Genomic DNA, 19516 nt, shown 5'->3' on the forward strand with positions numbered 1-19516 from the left:
GAGCTGCGGAGTGAAGCATGTGCACGCCGGCAAGGTGCGCGACCTCTACGAGGACGGCGACACCCTGCTGCTCGTCGCGTCCGATCGGGTTTCGGTCTACGACGTGGTGCTGCCGACGCCGATCCCGGACAAGGGCGCGCTGCTGACCCAGCTGTCCAACTGGTGGTTCGACTACTTCACCGACGTGCCCAACCACGTGGTCTCCGCCACCGACGTGCCCGCCGAGTTCGCCGGTCGCGGCATCCGGGTCAAGCCGCTGAAGATGGTGCAGGTCGAATGCATCGCGCGCGGCTACCTGGTCGGCTCTGGGCTCAAGGAGTACCAGCGCGAGGGCTCGGTGTCCGGCGTCGCGCTGCCGCCCGGCCTGCGCGAGGGCGACAAGCTGCCCGAGCCGATCTTCACGCCGAGCACCAAGGCCGCTGAGGGCCACGACGAGCCGATGACCTTCGCCGACGTGGTGAACCAGGAGGGCCGCGCGGTCGCCGAGCAGCTGCGCGACCTGACCCTGCACGTTTACGCCCGCGGCGCGGCGCACGCCACCGAGCGCGGCGTGATCGTCGCCGACACCAAGGTCGAATTCGGCTGGGACGGCGACACGCTCACCCTCGGCGACGAGGTGCTCACCTCCGACTCGTCCCGCTTCTGGCTGGCCGCCGAATGGGAGCCCGGCCGCCCGCAACGCTCCTTCGACAAGCAGTTCGTCCGCGACTGGTCCACCTCCACCGGCTGGAACCAGGAGTACCCGGGCCCGGAGATTCCGGCCGACATCGTCGATGCCACCCGCCAGAAGTACGTGGAGGCATACGAACTCATCACCGGCCGCGCCTGGACCGGTGTGCCGCAGTAGCTGTCAGGCCTGGCTGAGGTAGTCGTTCAGCCGATCCAGATACGGTCGCTGGCCCGCGCCGAGCTTGTCGTGCGCGGTGGCCAGGTCGAACCACTCCGCGCGGTCGATCTCCGGGAAGCTGGCCATCCGTCCGGAGCGCGGCGGCCACTCCATCTCGAAGGTTCCCGGCACCACGTCGGCCGGATCGAGGTCACCCTCGACCGCCCATACGGTCAAGGTCTTCTTGCCCTTGCCGCTGCTGTATCGCACGTCGCCGAGCGGAATCCAGTCGCCGGGCGGCACGAACAGCCCGAGCTCCTCGTGGAACTCGCGGCTGGCCGCCGCCTGCGCGTCCTCCAGTTCCGGCTCGTACTCGCCCTTCGGGATCGACCACGCGCCGTTGTCCTTGCGCGAGAAGTACGGTCCACCCATATGCCCGATCAGCACCTCGACGCCCGCGTCGCCGCCCCGCCGAAACACCAAAACCCCCGCACTCGTCTTATCCGTCACCCCATGCAGTCTGCCGCACGGGCGGATAGGCAGGTGGCGGCAAGGTGCGCCTCACCGATGCCGGAGCTGAGCGGCGCGCAGGGTGAGGTAGTGGTTTTCGGGCGCGCTGGGGGTGCGGCCTGCCGCGGTGGTGTAGCAGGCGATGGCGGCATCGAAATCGCCTGCCATTTCGTATAAGTGGCCGCGGACCGCGTCGAGTCGGTGGTTGCCTGCCAGCGGATCGTCCAGTGCCGCGGCGAGTTCCAGCCCGGCTTCGGGTCCGTGCACCATCGCGAGCGCGACGGCGCGGTTGAGCGTGACGATCGGGTTGTCCGAAAGCTTTTCGAGCAGGTCGTACAGCGCGAGGATCTTGGTCCAGTCGGTCGCCTCGGCAGTGGCTGCCTGCGCGTGCAGCACCGCGATGGCCGCCTGAATCTGATACGGACCGTCAAGTCCTTGTGCGAGAGTGCTCGTCGTCAGTGTGATGCCCTCGGTGATCTGCGCACGGTCCCACAGCGCACGGTTCTGTTCGGCGAGTGGGATCAGCTCACCCCGGCCGCCCGTGCGGGCCGCGCGCCGGGAATCGGTGAGCAGCATGAGCGCGAGCAGTCCGGTGACCTCGGTGTCGTCGGGCAGCAGCCGATGTACCGCGCGCGCAAGACGAATCGCCTCGGCGGACACGTCCGCGCGCTGCAGATCCGGACCGGACGTACTCGTACTGCCTTCGTTGAAGATCAGATACAGCACGTGCAGCACGGTCCCGAGCCGAGCACGCCGCTCTGCTGAATCCCGAGTCGTTTCGCTCCTGCCCGGCGGTGCATCACCCGGTCGCGCGAACGGTCGCTCGAGCGTCGCCAGCTTCTTCTTGGCCCGCGTGATCCGTTGCGCCATGGTCGCTTCCGGCAGCAGGAACGCGTGCGCGATCTCCGCCGTGGTCAGCCCGCCCACCGCCCGCAACGTCAGCGCGATGGCGCTGGCCGAGGACAGCGCGGGATGGCAGCAGAGGAAGAACATGGCGAGCGTGTCGTCGTAGTCGACCGGCATCGCGTCGGGCACGTCGCGATCGAACGCCGTTGTCTCCCTGCGCCGCCGGGCCACCTCGGCGCGCACCGCGTCGGCCATCCGGCGCTGCGCCACCTGAATCAGCCAGCCGCGCGGGTTATCCGGGAGGCCGTCCACCGGCCACTGGGTCGTCGCCGCGAGCATGGCTTCCTGCAGCGCGTCCTCGGCGGCGTCGAAATCGCCGAACCGGCGGACCAACGCACCGAGGACCTGTGGCGCCAACTCGCGCAACAGGTCCTCGGGCCTCGCCGGGAGCGGTGTGTCGTCGGGCACCACTCGCCGGTTGGTCACAGGTCGCTGGCCGGGACGCTCATCACCGGCCGTACCTCGATGTATTCGCCGATCGGTCGGCCACCCGGCCCCGGTGCCGCCGAGGCGCGCGCGGCGATCTCGTAGGCCCGTTCCGGGCTTTCCACATCCACGATCCAATACCCGGCCAAAAACTCTTTCGTCTCCGGGAACGGTCCGTCGGTCACCACCGGCGCAGAGCGGCCGTCGGAGCTGACGATGCGAGCCTCGGTCGGACCGGTGAGCCCCTGCGCGTCTACCAGCTCACCCGACTTGGCCAATTGCTCGCCGAGGGCGCGCTGGAAGTCTATGTGCGCCTGGATCTCCTGCGGGGACCATTCGTTGATCGGTGTGTCGCAGAAGGCGGGTGCCGTATAGGTCTTCAGCAGCATGTATTTCATCGGGTCCTCTTTCCGGCTACCGGTCGGCGCCGGTGTGGCGCCTTCGCGGTGAGGTCGGAACCAAGCGTGCCGTTTCGACACATCGTCTCGCCCATCGAAGTGGTCTGCGTCACAACGGCTTCGAGGTGTCGGCCAGTGCCTCCGGATCGACCGGTTCGCCGGCCAGGATCAGTTCCTTGATCCGGTCGGTCACGTCCCACACGTTCACATTCATGCCGGCGAGCACCCGGTTGTCCGCGTCGAGCCAGAACGCGACGAACTCGCGTTTCGCCACGTCACCGCGGGTCACCACCCGCTCGTAGTCGCCGGGCGCCGCGTAGCCGGTGTACTCCATGCCCAGGTCGTACTGGTCGGTGAAGAAGTAGGGCAGCCGGTCGTAACTGGCTTCCTTGCCGAGCATGGTCGCCGCCGCGACCGCGGGCTGGTTGAGCGCGTTTGCCCAGTGCTCCACCCGAATTCGGCGATGGAGCACCGGATGCTGCTGCTCGGCGATGTCGCCGACGGCGACGATGTTCGGGTCGCTGGTGGCCAGGTGCTCGTCGACCAGCACGCCGCCGTCGACCTCGAGCCCGGCATCGGCGGCCAGGTCGATGTTCGGCTTGGCGCCGACCGCGACCAGCACCGCCTGGGCCTCGATGACGCTGCCGTCGGCGAGCTTCACCCCGGACGCCAGCGTGGTCCCGATCCCCCCGGTGGTGGTGATCTCCTCGACCTGAACGCCGAGGCGCAGGTCGACGCCGTTCGACCGATGCAGTTCGGCGAACACCTCGCCCATCTCGGGCCCGAGCGAGGCGAGTAGCGGGTGTTCGGCGTTCTCGACGATGGTCACCGCGACGTCGGCGGCCCTGGCCGCCGAGGCGACCTCGAGGCCGATCCAGCCCGCCCCGATGATCACGATGCTTTGTGCGGCGCTCGCGAAGAACTCGATCAGGGTGTCGGAGTCTTCGATATTGCGCAGCGTGTACACGTTGGGTGCGTCGGCGCCGGGGATCGACAGGGTGCGCGGCGTGGAGCCGGTGGCGAGCGCGAGCTTGTCGTAGGGGAGGGTCGAGCCGTCGGGCAGCGAGATGGTCTGCTCGCCCGGATCGAGTCCCTCGACGGTCGTGCCCACCCGAACCTCGACGTTGTGGTCGCGGTACCACTGACGCGGATGGGTGGTGAATTCGGTCAGTTGTTTCTTGCCCGCCAGATGTTCCTTGGACAGCGGTGGTCGCTCGTAGGGCAGCCATTCCTCCGCGCCGAGCAGCGTCACCGATCCGGGAAAGTCGTTGGCGCGCAATGCTTCCGCCAACTTTGCCGCGGCTAGCCCGCCACCGACGATGACGAAACGCTGATCAGGACTCATGCGGGGACTCCTTGTCGAGAGGGAACCTGGACTCCTGCCGCTAAACCCTACTGGGACCGGCGTCGGCATCTCGGGAAAACGCGGGCACCGGATGGGAACGAATCGGCGGCCGCCGTGGTTGGTTCCCTATAGCGGCGGGGCTCAGCGCCGCCCGTCCAGCATGCGATTCGAGAGGACCCGTCGTGAGTGAAAAGAGCTCCGCGAAAGACGTTGCCGATTTCTGGTTCGACCCGCTGTGTCCCTGGTGCTGGATCACCTCCCGCTGGATTATCGAGGTCGAGCAGGTGCGCGACATCGAGGCGCGCTTCCACGTGATGAGCCTGTCGGTGCTGAACGAGGGCAAAGAAGGCCTGCCGGAGCAGTACAAGGAACTCCTCGACACCGGCTGGGGTCCGGTCCGCGTCGCCATTGCGGCCGCGCAGGAGCACGGCGAGAAGGTGCTGCTGCCGCTCTACACCGCGATGGGCACCCGTATCCACAACCGTCGCGCCGAGTACCAGCGGGACTCGCGCAAGGAAAGCCTCACCGCGGTGATCGCCGATTCGCTCGCCGAGGTCGGCCTGCCCGCCGAGCTGGCGAAGGCCGCCGAGAGCACCGACTACGACGAGGCGCTGCGCAAGAGCCACCACGAGGGCATGGACAAGGTCGGCCCCGACGTTGGCACCCCGACGATCCACATCAACGGCACCGCGTTCTTCGGTCCGGTGCTGTCCCGGATCCCGCGCGGCGAGCAGGCGGGCAAGCTGTGGGACGCCGCGGTGACGCTGGCCGACTACCCGCACTTCTTCGAGCTCAAGCGCACCCGCACCGAAGACCCCGAGTTCGACTGACCGACGGCGAGTGCCGCGGGCTCGACCCGCGGCACTCGATGCTTGCTACGGAACGGTTTTCGGTGGCAGCGCCGGAGTCTGGTAGCCAGTCGGGTACCCGGCCTGCGGTGGCATCGCGCCCGCGGGCGGGGCGGGCCGCAACCAGAGCTTGCCGTGCCTGCTTCGGTCGCGCAGCGCCCACATCCGCCAGGTCAGCACCGGGTGCGACGACATGGCGTTGACCACCCACACGAAGAACCCCTTCTCGATCGCCGCCCGATCGGCCATCTCGTCGAAGCCGACCAGCGTGTTCAGGTACTTGCCCGCGGCCAGCGTGCCCATCGCCGCCGCCGCGCCCGCGTGCCGATTGCAGAAGCCGTGGTTGTCGGCGGTGTACTCCTGCGCGCGGATCAGCGAGTTGCCGACGAACGGCAGGAACGGCCCGAGGAACATGCCGAGCTGGCGCCAGTACGAGACGTGACCCGCCGCGATGTGACCGACCTCGTGGCCGATGATGAACGCCAGTGCGTCGGGTTCCCGTGCGGCACCGCCGATCTCGAACAGGTCGCTGTAGACCGCGACGAACCGGCGGAACCCGTGCCCGCTGGCGAACGCGTTGATCTGGCCGTTGCCGAGCACCACGTAGGCGTCCGGCACCTTGGCCATGCCGAACCGCGCGGCCGCCTCGACCACCATCCGGTAACCCTCCGGGAACTGGGTCGGCGACATCTTGACGCCGTTCACCCGCTGGGTCGAATACAGCACGCCGCGGCCGAGCCAGATGAGAATCGGCGCGAAGACGAACAGCAGCACGTACTGATCGAAATTGCCCGTCGCCAGCAGCAGCAACGCGATCGCGTAGGCGAGGACGGTCAGCAGGACCACCACGATGAGCATCGGGATCTCCCAGCTGTGCCTGGCAGGCATCCCGAACGGCGACAGCCCGCGCGGCTGCTGCTGTGGGGGCACGTTCGGCGGGACGGATGCGCCGTACTGCGGCGGAGTGGGAGCACCGGGGTAAGAACCGTACTGCGGCGGAGCGGGGTAGGGCGGCGGCGAGCCGTAGGTCGCGTCCTGTGGCTGCGCCCACCCGGCCTGGGCATACGGGTCGACGTGCGGGCCCGTCTGATGGGGCTGGGGTTCGTACGGCTGCATGAAATGAACTCTATTCAGTTGCTGGGGACTGGAGCGGCTCCGCGGCATGTCCACTAGAACGCTGTGGTTCAGAACACTCGCGAGATATCTCTGATTCGCGCTAGCCGTCGCGGGTGTTAATCGGGCCGGTGCGTGCGGATGCGCGAGGCGGTGTGCCCCTTCGTCACGAGCCGGAAACCGGCCTGACAGAATGCGTGCCATGCGCGTATACCTCGGTGCCGACCATGCCGGTTTCGAACTCAAGAATCACGTCAAAGACCATCTGGAAAAGGCGGGCCACGAGGTGGTCGACTGCGGCGCCCTCGAGTACGACGCGCTCGACGACTACCCGGCCTTCTGCATCGAGGCGGCCCGCCGCACCGTCGCCGACCCGGGCAGCCTCGGGCTGGTCTTCGGCGGCAGCGGCAACGGCGAGCAGATCGCCGCGAACAAGGTGCCCGGCGCCCGCTGCGCGCTGACCTGGAGCGTGCAGACCGCGCAGCTGGCCCGTCAGCACAACAACGCCCAGCTGGCAGGCATCGGCGGCCGCATGCACTCCACCGAGGAGGCGCTGGCCATCGTCGACGCGTTCGTCAGCACCGAATGGTCGGGCGAGGACCGGCACCAGCGGCGCATCGACATCCTGGCGGAGTACGAGAAGTCCGGCGAGGCACCGGCGGTTCCCGCGTACTGAGCGTTAACCGGCTGTGCCTGAAGGTCATACGCTGCACCGGCTCGCGAGGCTGCACCAGAAGCGCCTCGCGGGCGGTGTGGTGCGCGTGTCCAGCCCGCAGGGCAAGTTCGCGGCCGGCGCTGCCCGCGTCGACGGTCAGCTGCTGACCCGCGCCGAGGCGTGGGGCAAACATCTACTGCACCACTACGATTCGGGTCTGATCGTGCACGTGCACCTCGGCCTGTACGGGAAGTTCACCGAATCCGAGCTGCCGATGGGGGAGCCGGTCGGGCAGGTGCGGATGCGGATGCTCGGCGCGCCGGACGGGCAACCCGGCTTCGGCACCGATCTGCGCGGGCCGACCGCGTGCGAAGTTCTGCTCGCCCCAGAGGTTTCCGCGCTGACCGATCGGCTCGGTCCCGATCCGCTACGCCGCGGCGCCGACCCCGACCGCGCCTGGCGGCGGATGCAACGCTCGCGCAGGCCGATCGGCGCGCTGCTGATGGATCAGCAGGTTCTCGCCGGGGTCGGCAATGTCTATCGAGCGGAACTGCTGTTCCGGCACCATGTTTCGCCGTACCGGCCGGGTACCGCGCTGTCCGCCGATGACTGGGCCGCGATGTGGGTCGATCTGGTCGCGCTGATGAAGGTGGGCGTCCGGGTCGGCAAGATGGTCGTGGTCCGGCCCGAGGACGACCACGGTGAGCCGTCGTACGCGGCCGACCGGCCCCGCACCTACGTCTATCGCCGCCAGGGCGCGCCGTGCCGTGTGTGCGGTACGCCGATCGCGCACGCGGTCATGGAGGCCCGGAATCTCTTCTGGTGCCCGACCTGTCAGCCGGACTAGCTCCTCAACCGGCGACGGCCTCGTCGATCGCGGGCTCGTCGGCCAGCGCGAACCGCCGCCCGCCCGCCGTCTTCGCCGAGTACATCGCGCGGTCGGCCCGGCGGAGTAGATCGCTGAAGTCGCACGAACTTCCGGGCGGACTGAACGCGGTGCCGACGCTCGCCGAGACCGGCACCGGCCCCGCCGTCGACCACACCGGGTCGCGCAGCGCGGACACGATCTTGCTGGCCAGGTCGCCGAGCGTGTTGTGCGGCGGGTTGACGGCGAGCACGAATTCGTCGCCGCCGTACCGGCAGATCACCGTGTCCGGTGCGCACACCTCGCGCAGGCGGTTGGCCAACTCGACAAGTACCTCGTCGCCGATCGCGTGCCCGTAGCCGTCGTTGATCTGCTTGAACCGGTCCAGGTCGATCAGCAGCAGTCCGACGCCGCGGTTCGGGTCGGTCGCCATCAGCCGCACCCGGTCCTGCAGCAGGGTGCGGTTGGCCAGGTCGGTGAGCGCGTCGTGGGTCGCCTCGTGCCGGAGTCGATGTTGCAGCGCCGCGATTTCCTGCACGCGCAGCGACACCTTGGCGGAAAGGTTCTGCTCCTGCTGCGCCAGCGCACGCTCCTGCAGCGCCTGGGCGTAGCTGTCGATGGCTTGACTGGCGACGAAAGGCCAGCGGGTGGCGACCAGCGAACCCGGCGCGCCGGACGGGAAGCCGAGCAGCCACCTGGAGGCCTGCGCGAGCATCCGGATCCGATCGAACGGCGCCTCGGACAGCTTGGCGCCGAGCAGCCGCGCCTGCGGCACCGGGAACGGCTCGGACCTGGCGAGCGTGAGTAACTGGTCGACGATCTCGATGAGTACCGGTTCCAGTTGTTGGGGCGCCGCGCCGGAACCCGGCTCGGCGCACACCGCGCGGGCCCAGGCGCGGGCCATCGCGGCGACAGGGGGCTCGATATCGATCGACATCGAACTCACCCTGCGCAGGTGGCGTCGGTACCCAGAGGCCCTGTGCTGACACAGGTGCCGACGTCACCCCGATCGTTCGCACTGCTACGCGGTTGTGTCCACCTCGCTCGGCGCACGCTCACCGCCCCCTTTCCAGATACCCCCGTCCGGCAAAAAGGATCCTAGCAAGCCACTCGGCATCAAAATACGCTGTTTTGCAACGTGTTCTCGATGCCTCGCGAATGGCGATCGGATATGTGATCGCTGGAATCGCGTCGGCGTTACACCCGGATTTCGTTCGCTGAGAAGTCGCGCCGAGACGCGCTGGCGACACGCTGTAGCGCCGCGCCATGCGGGTCCCCTCGGCCACTCGCGACACCGCGACGCCATGTGGCCGTGCGGTCGGCCCGATGAGCCGCCCGCCTGGTCGCGGCGCCGAAGTAGCGGTGTGGGTAGCCGAGGGTCTGCGGGTCTTCTGCCCAGTGGTGGTGTGGAGCCGGATTTTCCTGCCACAAGCACACCCGGCGGTCGGTTGCACAGCGCAATTTCCTGCTAGTGCGATTTCGGCGAGTCGTGATGTCCCCATAGGTGGCATCCTCTCCGCGACCGGTCGGGCGTGACTGGTGGCCACCCCGTGGGCCACGGCTCCCCCCGACAGGAGTCGTCACGCGTCCCATATGCTCCCCGCTTCCCATCCGACACGCCCGAGTTTCAAGGAAGAGATCCCTCTTAATTTCATTAAGTTCTGCACCGCGTGCCACGCCCTGACCGGGGCGGCTGGCATGCGAGACTCACCATAGGGCGTCGCGGTGACGACCGGACACACGCCTGCGCTATCCCCGTGCGCGGGGGGCTGATTGGCATTTGCGAAGCAGGGTTCGGTACAGTCGGGACGCACACGGCATCGTGGCGATCCCATCGATGTCGTTTGCCTGCGGGTGTAGTTCAATGGTAGAACCTCAGCCTTCCAAGCTGATGGTGCGGGTTCGATTCCCGTCACCCGCTCCACACAGAATTCAGCCTCGACGGCGGCCGGTAACCGCCGCGAGGGACAACGGGGTGTAGCGCAGCTTGGTAGCGCATCCGCTTTGGGAGCGGAGGGTCGCAGGTTCAAATCCTGTCACCCCGACAACGAATTGAGCGTTCCGGCGCTGGTCGAGGGCCCTGTGAGAGGGGTCCGGTGGCCAGCGCCATTTTTCTGTGGTCAGTGTGACCGCCGCCACGGCCCGCCGATGTCACGGTCGCCGGTCGGGCGGTGTCTTCGAGATGTCAGGACGAGCTGATCGGAGGTGGTTGCGGTGGCGCACGTGGTGGTTGTCGGCGCGGGCTACGCGGGTGTGATGGCGGCGAATCGGCTTGCCGCCGTTGGGCGGTCGGACGTGCGGGTGACGGTGGTGAATCCTCGGCCGGAGTTCGTGGAACGGATTCGTTTGCACGAGCACGCGGCCGGTGGATCGATCGCGGTGCAGCAGCGAAGGGGGCTATTGCACCGCGACGTTCGCGTGCGGGTGGCGACCGTGGACGAGATCGCGGAGCGTTCGGTGCGGCTCGAGGGCGGTGCCGCACTCGATTTCGACTATCTGCTGTACGCGGTGGGTAGCACGGCCGCCCCAGGGCCGCCCGGGTGCGAATACGCGTGCGGTATCGCCGACCTCGCCGGCGCCCAAGCGTTGCGCGGGCGATTGCCTGAACTGGCGGCGGGGGCGCGGGTCGTGGTGATCGGCGGCGGGCTGACCGGAATCGAAACTGCTGCCGAAATCGCCTACCGGTACCCGTCTTTGGCGGTCGAGTTGGTTTCGCGGTCGGTCGCCGGGTGGCTGCCGGAGTCGAGCCGGGCGAGTATCGAGGGCAAGCTCGCGAAAGCGGGGGTGCGACTGCGCACCGGGCTGCGGGTTACCGGAATCCGGCCCGACGGCGTCGCGACCGACGCGGGACTGCTGCCCAGCGATTGCACGGTGTGGGCCGGCTCGTTCGGCGTGCCGGACCTGGCACTGCGCAGCGGCCTGCCGGTGGCTGCCGACGGCCGGTTGCGCACCGACGATACGTTGGTGTGTGTTGATCATGAACGGATCGTCGGCATCGGTGACGCCGTCGCACCACCTCGACATGTGGGGGAACACTTGAGGATGAGCTGTCAGGCGGCGATACCGATGGGCGCGCACGGCGCCGATACGGTGCTCGCGTTGATCAAGGGGGAACGACCGGAACCGCTGTCGCTCGGCATGGCCGGACAGGCGATCAGCCTCGGGCGGCGCGACGGATTCATTCAGGCCACCCATCGCGACGACAGCGCGCGCGAGTTCGTGCTGTCTGGTCGGGTGGCGGCGGTGGTGAAAGAACGGGTGTGCCGCTTCACCCTCACCTCGATGCGGATTCCACGCGCCTACCGTTGGCTGCCTGGTCCGACTTCGGCAGTACCCGTGCCGAACTCGATCGCGGTCCGATGACCGAGCAAGCCGAACCCAGCGTGTTCGACCAATTCCGGCCGCTGCTGTTCACCATCGCCTACGAGATCCTCGGCAGCGCGGCCGACGCCGAAGATGTGTTGCAGGACAGCTATCTTCGCTGGCGCGACATCGATCAGGACGAGGTCGAGCATCCACGCGCCTACCTCGTGCAGATCGTTACCCGGCAGGCGCTCAACCAGTTACGGTCCGCGCGCCGCCGCCGCGAGGACTACGTGGGCAACTGGCTGCCCGAACCGATCCGCACCGAACACGACGCCAGCCACGACGTGCTGCTGGCCGAATCGGTGTCGATGGCCATGCTGCTGGTGCTGGAAACCCTGCGTCCGACCGAGCGGGCCGTGTTCCTGCTGTCCGAGGTCTTCGGCCACAGCCTCGTCGAGATCGCCGAGATGGTCGGCAAGACCGACACCGCCGTGCGCCAGATCGCGCACCGGGCCCGCGAACACGTCCAGGCCCGCCGTAAACGTTTTCACCCCGACGCCGAGACCAATCGTGCGGTGATCGACCGCTTCCTGCTGGCCGCGCGCACCGGCGAGGTGCAAAACCTGATGGACGTGCTCGCCCCCGACGTCGTCCAGATCTCCGACGGCGGCGGTCACGTCATCGTCGCGGGCCGCCCGGTGATCGGTGCCGCGCCGGTCGCCAAATTCCTCATCGGACTCGCCCGGAACAGCATGGCGGACATGGCCGTCGAGTTCGGCAGCTTCAACGCGCTGCCGGCGCTGCTGTTCCGGTCCGGCGTCGAGCGGCGTCTCGATACCGTCCTGATGATCGAAATAGACGGTGACCGCATCACGGGTCTGTACGCGATGCGCAATCCGGAAAAGCTGCGCTCCGCCGACCTGCTGCGCACCCTCGACCGACCGCGAAACGCCTGATGGAAACCGTTGCCGTGCAACGCGTTATCGCGTACCACGAAAGTGATCGAGACCACAGTCGTCCGGATGTCACGGTCGCGGATCGGGCGGTGTCTCCGAGGATGACCGGATCAACACAACATGAAGGAGCATCGTCATGAAGGCCATCCTCGTGTGCACCTCGGTGTCCCATGGCAACACGAAAAGAATCGCCGACCTCATGGGCCAAGTGCTCTCGGCCCGAGTTGTCACTCCCGATCAGATCGATCCGGCCGAACTCGCCGGCTACGACCTCGTCGGGTTCGGCTCGGGCATCTTCCTCGGCTCCTTCCACGCCCAGTTGCGTGAGTTCGTCGAATCCCTTCCGCAGGAACCGCGGCGCAAGGCCTTCGTCTTCGCCACCAGCGGTTTTCCCGAGGCACGCTTCCAGCGCTTCTCCCGCCCGCTGGTAAAGCTGCTGCAGCAGAAGGGCTTCGAGGTCACCGACACCTTCTCCTGCCGCGCCTTCGACACCTACGCTCCGTTCAAGCTCGTCGGCGGTATCCGAAAGGACCGGCCGAACGGCGCCGACCTCGCGGCGGCACGCACGTTCGCGGAACGGCTCCGAGCCCACATCGCGGCCTGAACCGACTCAGGCGGTGACCGCTTCGTAGGCGGCCATCAGGACGCTGAGGGACCGGTCGTAGCCTGCGTCCCACAGCACCTGGTTCATCACATACGACACCGTCATCCGACGGTCGAAGTCGACGAGCACCAGCGAGCCGCCCCAACCGCCCCACGAGCAGGTGCGGCTCTCCAGGCGGTAGCCCATGCCCCACCGAATCGGTTGGCCCAGAATGCGATCGGTCCCACGGAACTGCTCCTCGAAGACCCGCGCGCAGCCCGCCTCCGACAACAGTCGAACGCCGCCGACGGTGCCGCCGCACGCCAGCACGGACTGCACCAGGCCGACGGAGCGGGCGTTGCCGTGGCCGTTGACGGCGGGTATCTCCGTCCGCCGCCAGGCCGCTGTATTGGCATCGGCGACCCCGACCTCGAACCCCTCGGGTTTATCGCCCTCGGGTGCGGCGATCAGTGTCGCCACCCGATGATCGTGCTCAGCGGCCAGCCCGATATGAAAGTCCGCGCCGAGCGGCCCCGCCACCTCCTCGGCGAAAAACCTGCCGACGCTGCGTCCGGTCACCCGCGCGATGACCTCGCCCACCAAGTAGCCGAACGTGATCGAGTGATATCCGCCGGTACTCCCGGGTTCCCACTGCGGAGCCTGTGCGGCCAGCCGAGCCGTCACGGTCGGCCACGAGTACAGATCGGCCGCGGTGATCGGTTCATCCCAAACCGGTAGTCCCGCAGTGTGACCCAGCAGATGCCGCACCAGCACATCCTGTTTCCCCGCCGCCGCGAACTCCGGCCAATACGCGGCGACCGGCGCGTCCAACTCGAGCTCGCCCCGATCCGCCAAAATCAACGCACACAGCGCCACCATCGTCTTGGTCGTAGACCACACATTGACGATGGTGTCCCGCTCCCACGCCACCGTGCGCGCCGCGTCGACATACCCACCCCAAATATCGACCACCGCTTCACCGTCGACATACACCGCCGCCGAAGCGCCGACATCATCGCCATCCAACGAGACCGTCAAGGCCTCCGCGACCGCACCGAACCGGTCAGCACACCGGCCTTGGATCTCCGCCATCAGCGCAACTTAGCCCGCTCCGACCCCGTCCAGCCACTTGTTTTCCGGGGGACCTATAGCACCCCGTCACATTCCTCGCCCGGCGTCGCTCTTATGGACAGCCCGTTCACCCGACTCGAGGAGCACCTGATGTCGTCAGACCAGGAAACGACCAACACCACGATCTTCCGGCGCTTTCATGACGTCGTGAATACCGGTGACCTGAAAGCGATCTCGCAGACCATCCACGAGGTCGTCGACCCAGCGGCCCTGCTGCACACCCCACTACCGGCCACTGCTAAGGGCGCCGACGCACTCGCGCAAGTGTGGGCAATGCTCCTACAGGCCTTCCCCGATATTCACGTGGCGATCGAGGACGTGATTGCCAAGGGCGACAAGGTCGTCTGCAGATCGCTCGTCACCGGCACCCACCAGGGCGACTTCCAGGGCCTCGCCCCAACCGGCACCTCCGTCAGCTACCACGAGGTCTTCTTCCTGCGCTTCGCCGACAGCCGAATCACGGAGATCTGGGGCCTGGTCGACACCTTCTCCCTCAGACAACAGCTGGCCTCGGCCTGAGCCGAGTTGGTCGGCCGATCACGTGGAACTGGTGCAGGCATCGCCCGAGAGCGCGCCAGCACCAGTTCCACGTGATCGCTTGTCCAGCTGCAGATCGTCGATTGCGGTGCACCCTCGCAGACGGGCACTCTCGCATCGTGATCGGTGTGCGGGTGGTGGGTTCGGATGATTGGCAGGTCTGGCGAGAACTGCGGCTCGCGGCGCTGGCGGATGCACCGGAGGCGTTCGCGTCGCAGCTCGCGGATTGGCAGGGCGACGGTGATCAGGAGGAGCGGTGGCGGGGTCGGCTGAGCATTCCGGGATCGTGCAATGTGATTGCCGTGCTGGATGGGCGGCCGGTCGGTATGGTGAGCGGCTTCCCCGGGGCGCGGGACGGCGTGGCTGAGCTCGGCACGCTGTGGGTCAGCCGGGTAGCGCGGGGGCAGGGGATCGGGGATCGCCTGGTGCAGGCGGTCGAGCGGTGGGCGATGCAGGCTGGTATCGGGATGCTGCTGCTCACGGTCTCGCCCGACAATGAACGTGCTATTGCGCTCTACCGGCGCAACGGATTCGACGACGCCGGATGCTCCGGGGCCGATGGACGGCAGCACAGCAGGATGGCAAAGGTGCTGCCGGAGTTGATCCAGCCAGGTTCTGGCTATTCGGAGTCCAGTTGGGATTCGGAGAGGTAGCTGTCGACCGGCTGGCCTTGTTCGTCTTCCAGCGTCACCTTGTACCAGGGGCTGGCGCGGATGGCTTGGTTGAGGCTGAGGTCGTTGCTGTCGTGGGCGGTGGAGTGTTCTTTGTCGACAGCGACTACGACACCGTGATGACCCATGGATACGTGGCGGACTCGATCGCCGATCGCGAATTTGGGTTCCGTCATGATTCACGCACCTTTCCGATACAGCTCACTGTATCTGGCTTGCGTGCAACGACATTGATCAACCGGTACCGACCGGGGCGGCAACGCGGATCCGAGCGGCACCTGCCGCAGGTGATCGTTCTAACCGAGTACCCCTGCACTACGCATGGCAAACTGGTCGGTTTCTTCCCCGTGAGCTGCGTTCGGGTCGGCGGCGCGCGCGGCGTCACCGAGGGGGGATGGCATACAGTACAATCGTACTAAGTACGCTCGTACTGTTTACGAGAAGGGTTTCGTATGTGGGATCCGAAGAAATATCTGGACTTCGCCGATCACCGGGCACGCCCGTTCTTCGAGCTGATCGGCCGGATCGACGCCGAAAAGCCGCGCCGCGTAATCGATTTGGGCTGTGGTCCGGGCAATCTCACCGGTGTGCTCGCCGAACGATGGCCGGACGCACAACTGGACGCGCTCGACTCCTCGCCGGAGATGGTTCAGGAGGCGCGGGAGCGGGGGATAGACGCCAGAGTCCTCGATGTCAACGACTGGGCGCCGGAGGCCGAGACCGATGTCGTCGTCAGTAACGCTGTCCTGCAATGGGTTCCGGATCACCTGACGCTGCTCCCGGAATGGCTCGACGCGCTGCCGCCCGGCGCCTGGTTCGCTATGCAGGTGCCCGGCAACTTCGACGCGCCATCACACCGGGAGATCCGCGCGCTGGCAACCGAAGCGCGCTGGCAGGCGAAGTTGGGCGAGATCGCCTTGCGCAGTGCCGATGCGGTATCCGGACCCGCTGAATACGCAACCGTCCTCGCGGTCGACGACACGGTGGTCGACGTGTGGGAAACCATATACCTGCAACGACTTTCGGGGCCGGATCCGGTGCTGGAGTGGGTATCCGGCACCGCACTGCGACCGCTCCGCGCGGCCTTGGATGACGAAGACTGGCGCGAATTCCGCACCGAACTGGCACCCCGGTTGCGCGTGGCTTACCCGGCCAGATCCGACGGCACCACCTGGTTCCCGTTCCGCCGAATCTTCGCGGTCGCGCACAAGCCTTCGGCCTGAGCCGTATTCGCGCGGCCGGTTCCTGCCGCCCGCGGTCAGGGCGAAGTCAGGAAGCCGTCGATGACGCGCCACGCGCGGCGGATCGCGTTGTTGTCGTCGAGGCGCAGCGCCGTGTTGGTCGCGCACAGCACGGCGTCGATCTGAAAAGCCGCGAGCTCCGCGTCGATCTCGACGATCTCGCCCGCGGTCACCGCGTGCCGCAGTTCACGCTCGAGGGTGCGCACCCACGCCTGGCGATCGCGGAACAGCGCGTCGCGGACCGGTCCCGGCCTGCTGTCCTGTTCGGGCATGTTCGCCACCCAGAAGCAGCCACCGGCGAACAGCGGGCTCTCGACATAGGCCAGCCAGTTCTCGACCAGCGCCCGAAACCGGGGGACACCGTGTGGCGCGGGCGTGGCCGGTTCGACCACCGCCTCGACGAACAGGTCACGCGCGTAGTCGATGGCGGCCAGCTGCAGGGCTTCCTTGGTCTTGAACAGCGTCTGAATGCCCGCCTTGCTCAGCCCCGCATCGGTGGCGAGCCTGCCGAAGCTCAGCCCCTCCAGCCCGTCCAGCGAGGCGATGTCGACCGCGTGCCGCAGCACGGTCTGTCGCGTCTTCGCTCCGCGGAGCAGGCGCTTGTCGGTGATCTCGGCGGGCTCGCGCCGGGCGAGGACCGCGGAGTCGGGGCCACTTTCCATACGGTCGATCGTACTCAGGCTGGCGAGAAACGGTCACCGGTGGAGCCGGTGTGTGTTTGGATCGGCTCATGTCCTACGAGGCTGATCCGCGCGTCGACACCTATATCGACGCGCTGCCCGCCTGGCAGCAAGCGATCTGCCGGGAGGTGCGCGAGCTGGTGCACGCCGCCGACCCGGCGGTCGTCGAGACCATCAAGCGCACCGTGCAGCCGTACTTCGTGCTCGACGGCAATATCTGTGCCCTGCTCGCGGCGAAGACGCACGTCAACGTCTTCCTCTACGACGGAGCCATGGTGGCGGACCCCGACGGCATCATCACCGCGGGGCACGACAACAAGACGGCACGAACCGTCTCTGTGCGAGAAGGCGAAAAAGTCCCTGCCGCACCGCTTCTCGCGATGTTCCAGCAGATCATCGCGAACAATCGCGCCGGTGGCTGGCGCAAGCTCAAACGCGAAAGCTGACTCAGCCGACCGCGACGTCGAGTGAATCCGGCAGTTCGCCAGTGTCTTCCAGGCCTCGGGCAGCTCGCTGCGCGAGCATGGCGAGTACCGGCAGCCGCGCGTCGCCCAATGACATCGCATGGTTGCCGAGGTGATTGGTGACGAACGCGACGGACAGGCCGAGCCCGGGTATCGCGATGCCGCCGGAGCCGCCGATCCCGAAGTGCCCCAACGCCTGCCGGGTCAGCTTGGTGCCGACGATGCCGCGGTGGTAGCCGAGCGCGAAATGCGGTGCGGCGCCGAGCACATAGTCGAACCGCCCGTTCGGCGGCATCTGCGCGATCAGCCGGGTGGTCTCCGGTCGCAGCAGCCTGCGGTGCCCGACCATGCCGTCGTTGGCGATCGCGCCATACATTTTCGCCAGTGACCGGGCCGTGAAAACCCCGTTCCAGCCGGGCATTATCGTGTCGTAGGGCTGCTCGCCCAGCGTCATGTCCGCCCACCCGTCGTACACCGCACCGCGCGCCGAGTGCACGGCGCGCATCGAGGCGAACGGGGCGATCATCCGGTCGAACGGCACCCGCGCGACACCTAGTCGCGGCGAGAGCTTGGCCAGTCGATGCCGCTGATGCTGCGGAACGCCGAAGTAGAAGTCGTTGTCGCCCAACGGTTCCGCCAGTTCGGTGCGGATCAGTTCGGGGAACGGGCGCCCGGTGGCGCGCTGCGCGATCTCCGCGACGATGGTGCCGAAGGTGAGCCCGTGATAACCGGTCGCGCGCAGCCGCAGCGGGTCCGGCGCGGAGGCGGCGATGGCGGCTGCCAAGGCATCGTGGTCGAGTAGATCCGCCGGGTCGTCGACCAGCCCGCGGGTGCGCTGTAATCCCGCGCGGTGATTCAGCACGTCGCGGACGGTGATGGCGGCCTTACCGTTCGCCGCGAACTCCGGCCAGTAGGTCGCCACCGGCGCCTCGTAGTCGAGCACACCCCGTTCGGCCAGCCGGTGGATGAGCGTGGCCGCGACGCCCTTGCCGGTCGAATACGACAGCGCCATCGTGTCGGCGTGCCAGCGCCGCTCGCTGTCCGCCCAGCCTGCCCAGATGTCCAGCACGGGTGCGCCGTGCAGGTAGACCGCGAGGGCGCCGCCGCCCTGCCGCTTGCGCCGGAACAGGCCGAAGAACTTCGCGGCCACGAGGGTGAAGCGGTCGTCGATGAGCATGGTCCCGGGACTGTCCGAGCTCGCTAACGGCATGGTCAGACTCCTTTGTCCAGTACGCAAGCCAAGCCGCCGCGGTAACACTTGCAAGCAGCTTGCTAACACCCACGGTAACGCGTGTCAGTTGTCGCGTGCAATGGGTCTGAGACAGTTGCCGGGGTGCTGTGCGACCGGTGATTCGCGGCTGAGCGCCGAATTTCCCCTGGTCGTGCGACACTTTGTGAGGTGAACAATCTTGTCGCCGCGCTGCTGTCCGGCCTGATCGGGCTGCTGGTTTCGGCGATTGGCACCTACTTGGGGATTCAGTGGAAGGTCCGGAAGGACCTGGAAGCCAAGTACGACGAGAGCTTGCGCACGCTCCGGCTGGACGCGTACTGCGAACTCTGGCGGAAGACGAAGCCGCTGGCCGCGTTCCGGGACAGCCGCCCGACCCGCGACGAGCTGGCGCAGGTCTCGGAGTGGATGATGGACTGGTACTTCGACGTGGGCGGGTTATATCTGTCGACGGAGACCCGGGAGGCGCGCGTCGCCTTGCAGAGAACAGTGCGGGCCGTCCGCGCCTCCGAGCGTTGGTCGGCGGCGGCGGATCAGACCATCGACGCCGAAACCTTCGACCACATCCGTGTCATCGCCAGCACGCTGCGCACGCGGATGACCTACGACGTGGGGACCAGGCGCTCGTTCTCCCAGCAGGACAAACAACACCTGACCCCGGACTTACAGCCTGCCGAACCGAACGCGTTGGCCGCCAACGCAACCGCCGATGAGCGGTGGATCGTCGACCACTGGACCGGACGAACCTGACGCCGCGAAGCCGGCGCGACAACTTGCCGTACTGACACGCGCGCGGATGTCAGAAGTTGGGCGGCTGCGCAGGGTCC

The 19516-nt window shown here is 67.4% G+C and carries 22 protein-coding genes and 2 tRNA genes; 14 read left to right on the top strand and 10 right to left on the bottom strand.

Features of this window, described 5'->3' with window-relative positions:
• The first annotated feature begins 10 nt into the window (after positions 1–10).
• A complete protein-coding gene (locus ACIBCN_RS37460) occupies positions 11–847 on the top strand; it encodes a phosphoribosylaminoimidazolesuccinocarboxamide synthase (protein ID WP_396996758.1) in 837 nt (278 codons plus the stop codon).
• A 3-nt stretch (positions 848–850) separates the two neighbouring features.
• Here ACIBCN_RS37460 and ACIBCN_RS37465 read toward each other — a convergent pair whose 3' ends face one another.
• The 4 genes from ACIBCN_RS37465 to ACIBCN_RS37480 all read right to left on the bottom strand — a co-directional run bounded on the left by ACIBCN_RS37465 (position 851) and on the right by ACIBCN_RS37480 (position 4411).
• A complete protein-coding gene (locus ACIBCN_RS37465) occupies positions 851–1336 on the bottom strand; it encodes an NUDIX domain-containing protein (RefSeq protein WP_396996759.1) in 486 nt (161 codons plus the stop codon).
• 51 nt (positions 1337–1387) lie between these two features.
• On the bottom strand, positions 1388–2668 hold the full coding sequence (locus ACIBCN_RS37470) for an RNA polymerase sigma factor (RefSeq protein ID WP_396996761.1): 1281 nt from the start codon (positions 2666–2668) through the stop codon (positions 1388–1390).
• Entirely contained in the window at positions 2665–3066 is a 402-nt protein-coding gene (locus tag ACIBCN_RS37475) for a YciI family protein (protein WP_396996763.1), read from the bottom strand. The genes ACIBCN_RS37470 and ACIBCN_RS37475 overlap by 4 nt, the downstream gene beginning before the upstream one ends.
• Positions 3067–3175: 109 nt before the next feature.
• On the bottom strand, positions 3176–4411 hold the full coding sequence (locus ACIBCN_RS37480; protein ID WP_396996765.1) for an NAD(P)/FAD-dependent oxidoreductase: 1236 nt from the start codon (positions 4409–4411) through the stop codon (positions 3176–3178).
• Between the two features lie 182 nt (positions 4412–4593).
• Between ACIBCN_RS37480 and ACIBCN_RS37485 the strand changes: the two genes are divergently transcribed.
• The gene (locus ACIBCN_RS37485) at positions 4594–5241 is read left to right on the top strand and encodes a disulfide bond formation protein DsbA (RefSeq protein WP_396996767.1); all 648 of its coding nucleotides are present in this window, start codon (positions 4594–4596) and stop codon (positions 5239–5241) included.
• A gap of 45 nt (positions 5242–5286) precedes the next feature.
• Here ACIBCN_RS37485 and ACIBCN_RS37490 read toward each other — a convergent pair whose 3' ends face one another.
• Positions 5287–6375, bottom strand: coding sequence for a M48 family metallopeptidase (locus ACIBCN_RS37490; RefSeq protein WP_396996768.1), 1089 nt, complete (start codon positions 6373–6375; stop codon positions 5287–5289).
• A gap of 199 nt (positions 6376–6574) precedes the next feature.
• On the opposite strand from ACIBCN_RS37490, the gene ACIBCN_RS37495 reads away from it, so the two are divergent.
• The gene (locus ACIBCN_RS37495; protein ID WP_396996769.1) at positions 6575–7048 is read left to right on the top strand and encodes a ribose-5-phosphate isomerase; all 474 of its coding nucleotides are present in this window, start codon (positions 6575–6577) and stop codon (positions 7046–7048) included.
• Positions 7049–7061: 13 nt separating this feature from the next.
• Complete coding sequence (locus tag ACIBCN_RS37500) at positions 7062–7874, top strand: Fpg/Nei family DNA glycosylase (RefSeq protein ID WP_396996770.1); 813 nt, start codon at positions 7062–7064, stop codon at positions 7872–7874.
• Between the two features lie 4 nt (positions 7875–7878).
• On the opposite strand, the gene ACIBCN_RS37505 is transcribed toward ACIBCN_RS37500, so the two are convergent.
• Complete coding sequence (locus ACIBCN_RS37505) at positions 7879–8829, bottom strand: diguanylate cyclase domain-containing protein (protein ID WP_396996771.1); 951 nt, start codon at positions 8827–8829, stop codon at positions 7879–7881.
• 913 nt (positions 8830–9742) lie between these two features.
• Between ACIBCN_RS37505 and ACIBCN_RS37510 the strand changes: the two genes are divergently transcribed.
• From ACIBCN_RS37510 to ACIBCN_RS37530, 5 genes are all read left to right on the top strand, one after another.
• Positions 9743–9816, top strand: a tRNA-Gly gene (locus ACIBCN_RS37510).
• A gap of 47 nt (positions 9817–9863) precedes the next feature.
• Positions 9864–9937 (top strand) — tRNA-Pro (locus ACIBCN_RS37515).
• A gap of 169 nt (positions 9938–10106) precedes the next feature.
• Positions 10107–11255, top strand: coding sequence for an NAD(P)/FAD-dependent oxidoreductase (locus tag ACIBCN_RS37520; RefSeq protein ID WP_396996773.1), 1149 nt, complete (start codon positions 10107–10109; stop codon positions 11253–11255).
• Positions 11252–12154 carry an RNA polymerase sigma-70 factor gene (locus ACIBCN_RS37525; protein WP_396996775.1) on the top strand — a complete coding sequence of 301 codons (903 nt, stop codon included), beginning with the start codon at positions 11252–11254 and terminating at the stop codon, positions 12152–12154. The genes ACIBCN_RS37520 and ACIBCN_RS37525 overlap by 4 nt, the downstream gene beginning before the upstream one ends.
• A gap of 136 nt (positions 12155–12290) precedes the next feature.
• Positions 12291–12758, top strand: a complete 468-nt coding sequence (locus ACIBCN_RS37530) for a flavodoxin family protein (RefSeq protein ID WP_396996777.1) — start codon at positions 12291–12293, stop codon at positions 12756–12758.
• A 6-nt stretch (positions 12759–12764) separates the two neighbouring features.
• On the opposite strand, the gene ACIBCN_RS37535 is transcribed toward ACIBCN_RS37530, so the two are convergent.
• Complete coding sequence (locus ACIBCN_RS37535; protein ID WP_396996778.1) at positions 12765–13829, bottom strand: serine hydrolase domain-containing protein; 1065 nt, start codon at positions 13827–13829, stop codon at positions 12765–12767.
• 129 nt (positions 13830–13958) lie between these two features.
• On the opposite strand from ACIBCN_RS37535, the gene ACIBCN_RS37540 reads away from it, so the two are divergent.
• Positions 13959–14387 carry an ester cyclase gene (locus ACIBCN_RS37540; RefSeq protein WP_396996780.1) on the top strand — a complete coding sequence of 143 codons (429 nt, stop codon included), beginning with the start codon at positions 13959–13961 and terminating at the stop codon, positions 14385–14387.
• Between the two features lie 137 nt (positions 14388–14524).
• Positions 14525–15058: a GNAT family N-acetyltransferase gene (locus ACIBCN_RS37545; RefSeq protein WP_396996781.1), complete on the top strand. Its 534-nt coding sequence runs from the start codon at positions 14525–14527 to the stop codon at positions 15056–15058.
• Here ACIBCN_RS37545 and hspQ read toward each other — a convergent pair.
• The gene (gene hspQ / locus ACIBCN_RS37550; RefSeq protein ID WP_396996782.1) at positions 15025–15252 is read right to left on the bottom strand and encodes a heat shock protein HspQ; all 228 of its coding nucleotides are present in this window, start codon (positions 15250–15252) and stop codon (positions 15025–15027) included. The genes ACIBCN_RS37545 and hspQ overlap by 34 nt on opposite strands.
• A 276-nt stretch (positions 15253–15528) precedes the next feature.
• Between hspQ and ACIBCN_RS37555 the strand changes: the two genes are divergently transcribed.
• Complete coding sequence (locus ACIBCN_RS37555; RefSeq protein ID WP_396996784.1) at positions 15529–16299, top strand: trans-aconitate 2-methyltransferase; 771 nt, start codon at positions 15529–15531, stop codon at positions 16297–16299.
• Positions 16300–16334: 35 nt separating this feature from the next.
• Here ACIBCN_RS37555 and ACIBCN_RS37560 read toward each other — a convergent pair whose 3' ends face one another.
• A complete protein-coding gene (locus ACIBCN_RS37560; RefSeq protein WP_396996786.1) occupies positions 16335–16979 on the bottom strand; it encodes a TetR/AcrR family transcriptional regulator in 645 nt (214 codons plus the stop codon).
• 68 nt (positions 16980–17047) lie between these two features.
• Here ACIBCN_RS37560 and ACIBCN_RS37565 point away from each other — a divergent pair, with 68 nt between their 5' ends.
• The gene (locus ACIBCN_RS37565; protein WP_396996787.1) at positions 17048–17443 is read left to right on the top strand and encodes a DUF1801 domain-containing protein; all 396 of its coding nucleotides are present in this window, start codon (positions 17048–17050) and stop codon (positions 17441–17443) included.
• A gap of 1 nt (position 17444) precedes the next feature.
• Here ACIBCN_RS37565 and ACIBCN_RS37570 read toward each other — a convergent pair whose 3' ends face one another.
• Positions 17445–18671 (bottom strand): serine hydrolase domain-containing protein, encoded by a 1227-nt coding sequence (locus ACIBCN_RS37570; RefSeq protein WP_396996788.1) that lies wholly within the window; start codon positions 18669–18671, stop codon positions 17445–17447.
• Positions 18672–18860: 189 nt separating this feature from the next.
• Here ACIBCN_RS37570 and ACIBCN_RS37575 point away from each other — a divergent pair, with 189 nt between their 5' ends.
• Entirely contained in the window at positions 18861–19439 is a 579-nt protein-coding gene (locus tag ACIBCN_RS37575) for a hypothetical protein (protein WP_396996790.1), read from the top strand.
• Positions 19440–19516: the final 77 nt, after the last annotated feature.

Source organism: Nocardia sp. NPDC051052, assembly GCF_044456045.1.
Lineage (GTDB): Bacteria > Actinomycetota > Actinomycetes > Mycobacteriales > Mycobacteriaceae > Nocardia.

What these genes read in the sequence shown, in the direction of transcription:
- ACIBCN_RS37475 (WP_396996763.1), bottom strand. Translation starts at nt 3,066, where the DNA reads ATGAAATACATGCTGCTGAAGACCTATACGGCACCCGCCTTCTGCGAC.
- ACIBCN_RS37480 (WP_396996765.1), bottom strand. Translation starts at nt 4,411, where the DNA reads ATGAGTCCTGATCAGCGTTTCGTCATCGTCGGTGGCGGGCTAGCCGCG.
- ACIBCN_RS37490 (WP_396996768.1), bottom strand. Translation starts at nt 6,375, where the DNA reads ATGCAGCCGTACGAACCCCAGCCCCATCAGACGGGCCCGCACGTCGAC.
- ACIBCN_RS37495 (WP_396996769.1), top strand. Translation starts at nt 6,575, where the DNA reads ATGCGCGTATACCTCGGTGCCGACCATGCCGGTTTCGAACTCAAGAAT.
- ACIBCN_RS37505 (WP_396996771.1), bottom strand. Translation starts at nt 8,829, where the DNA reads ATGTCGATCGATATCGAGCCCCCTGTCGCCGCGATGGCCCGCGCCTGG.
- ACIBCN_RS37525 (WP_396996775.1), top strand. Translation starts at nt 11,252, where the DNA reads ATGACCGAGCAAGCCGAACCCAGCGTGTTCGACCAATTCCGGCCGCTG.
- ACIBCN_RS37530 (WP_396996777.1), top strand. Translation starts at nt 12,291, where the DNA reads ATGAAGGCCATCCTCGTGTGCACCTCGGTGTCCCATGGCAACACGAAA.
- ACIBCN_RS37535 (WP_396996778.1), bottom strand. Translation starts at nt 13,829, where the DNA reads ATGGCGGAGATCCAAGGCCGGTGTGCTGACCGGTTCGGTGCGGTCGCG.
- ACIBCN_RS37540 (WP_396996780.1), top strand. Translation starts at nt 13,959, where the DNA reads ATGTCGTCAGACCAGGAAACGACCAACACCACGATCTTCCGGCGCTTT.
- hspQ (WP_396996782.1), bottom strand. Translation starts at nt 15,252, where the DNA reads ATGACGGAACCCAAATTCGCGATCGGCGATCGAGTCCGCCACGTATCC.
- ACIBCN_RS37555 (WP_396996784.1), top strand. Translation starts at nt 15,529, where the DNA reads ATGTGGGATCCGAAGAAATATCTGGACTTCGCCGATCACCGGGCACGC.
- ACIBCN_RS37560 (WP_396996786.1), bottom strand. Translation starts at nt 16,979, where the DNA reads ATGGAAAGTGGCCCCGACTCCGCGGTCCTCGCCCGGCGCGAGCCCGCC.
- ACIBCN_RS37565 (WP_396996787.1), top strand. Translation starts at nt 17,048, where the DNA reads ATGTCCTACGAGGCTGATCCGCGCGTCGACACCTATATCGACGCGCTG.
- ACIBCN_RS37570 (WP_396996788.1), bottom strand. Translation starts at nt 18,671, where the DNA reads ATGCCGTTAGCGAGCTCGGACAGTCCCGGGACCATGCTCATCGACGAC.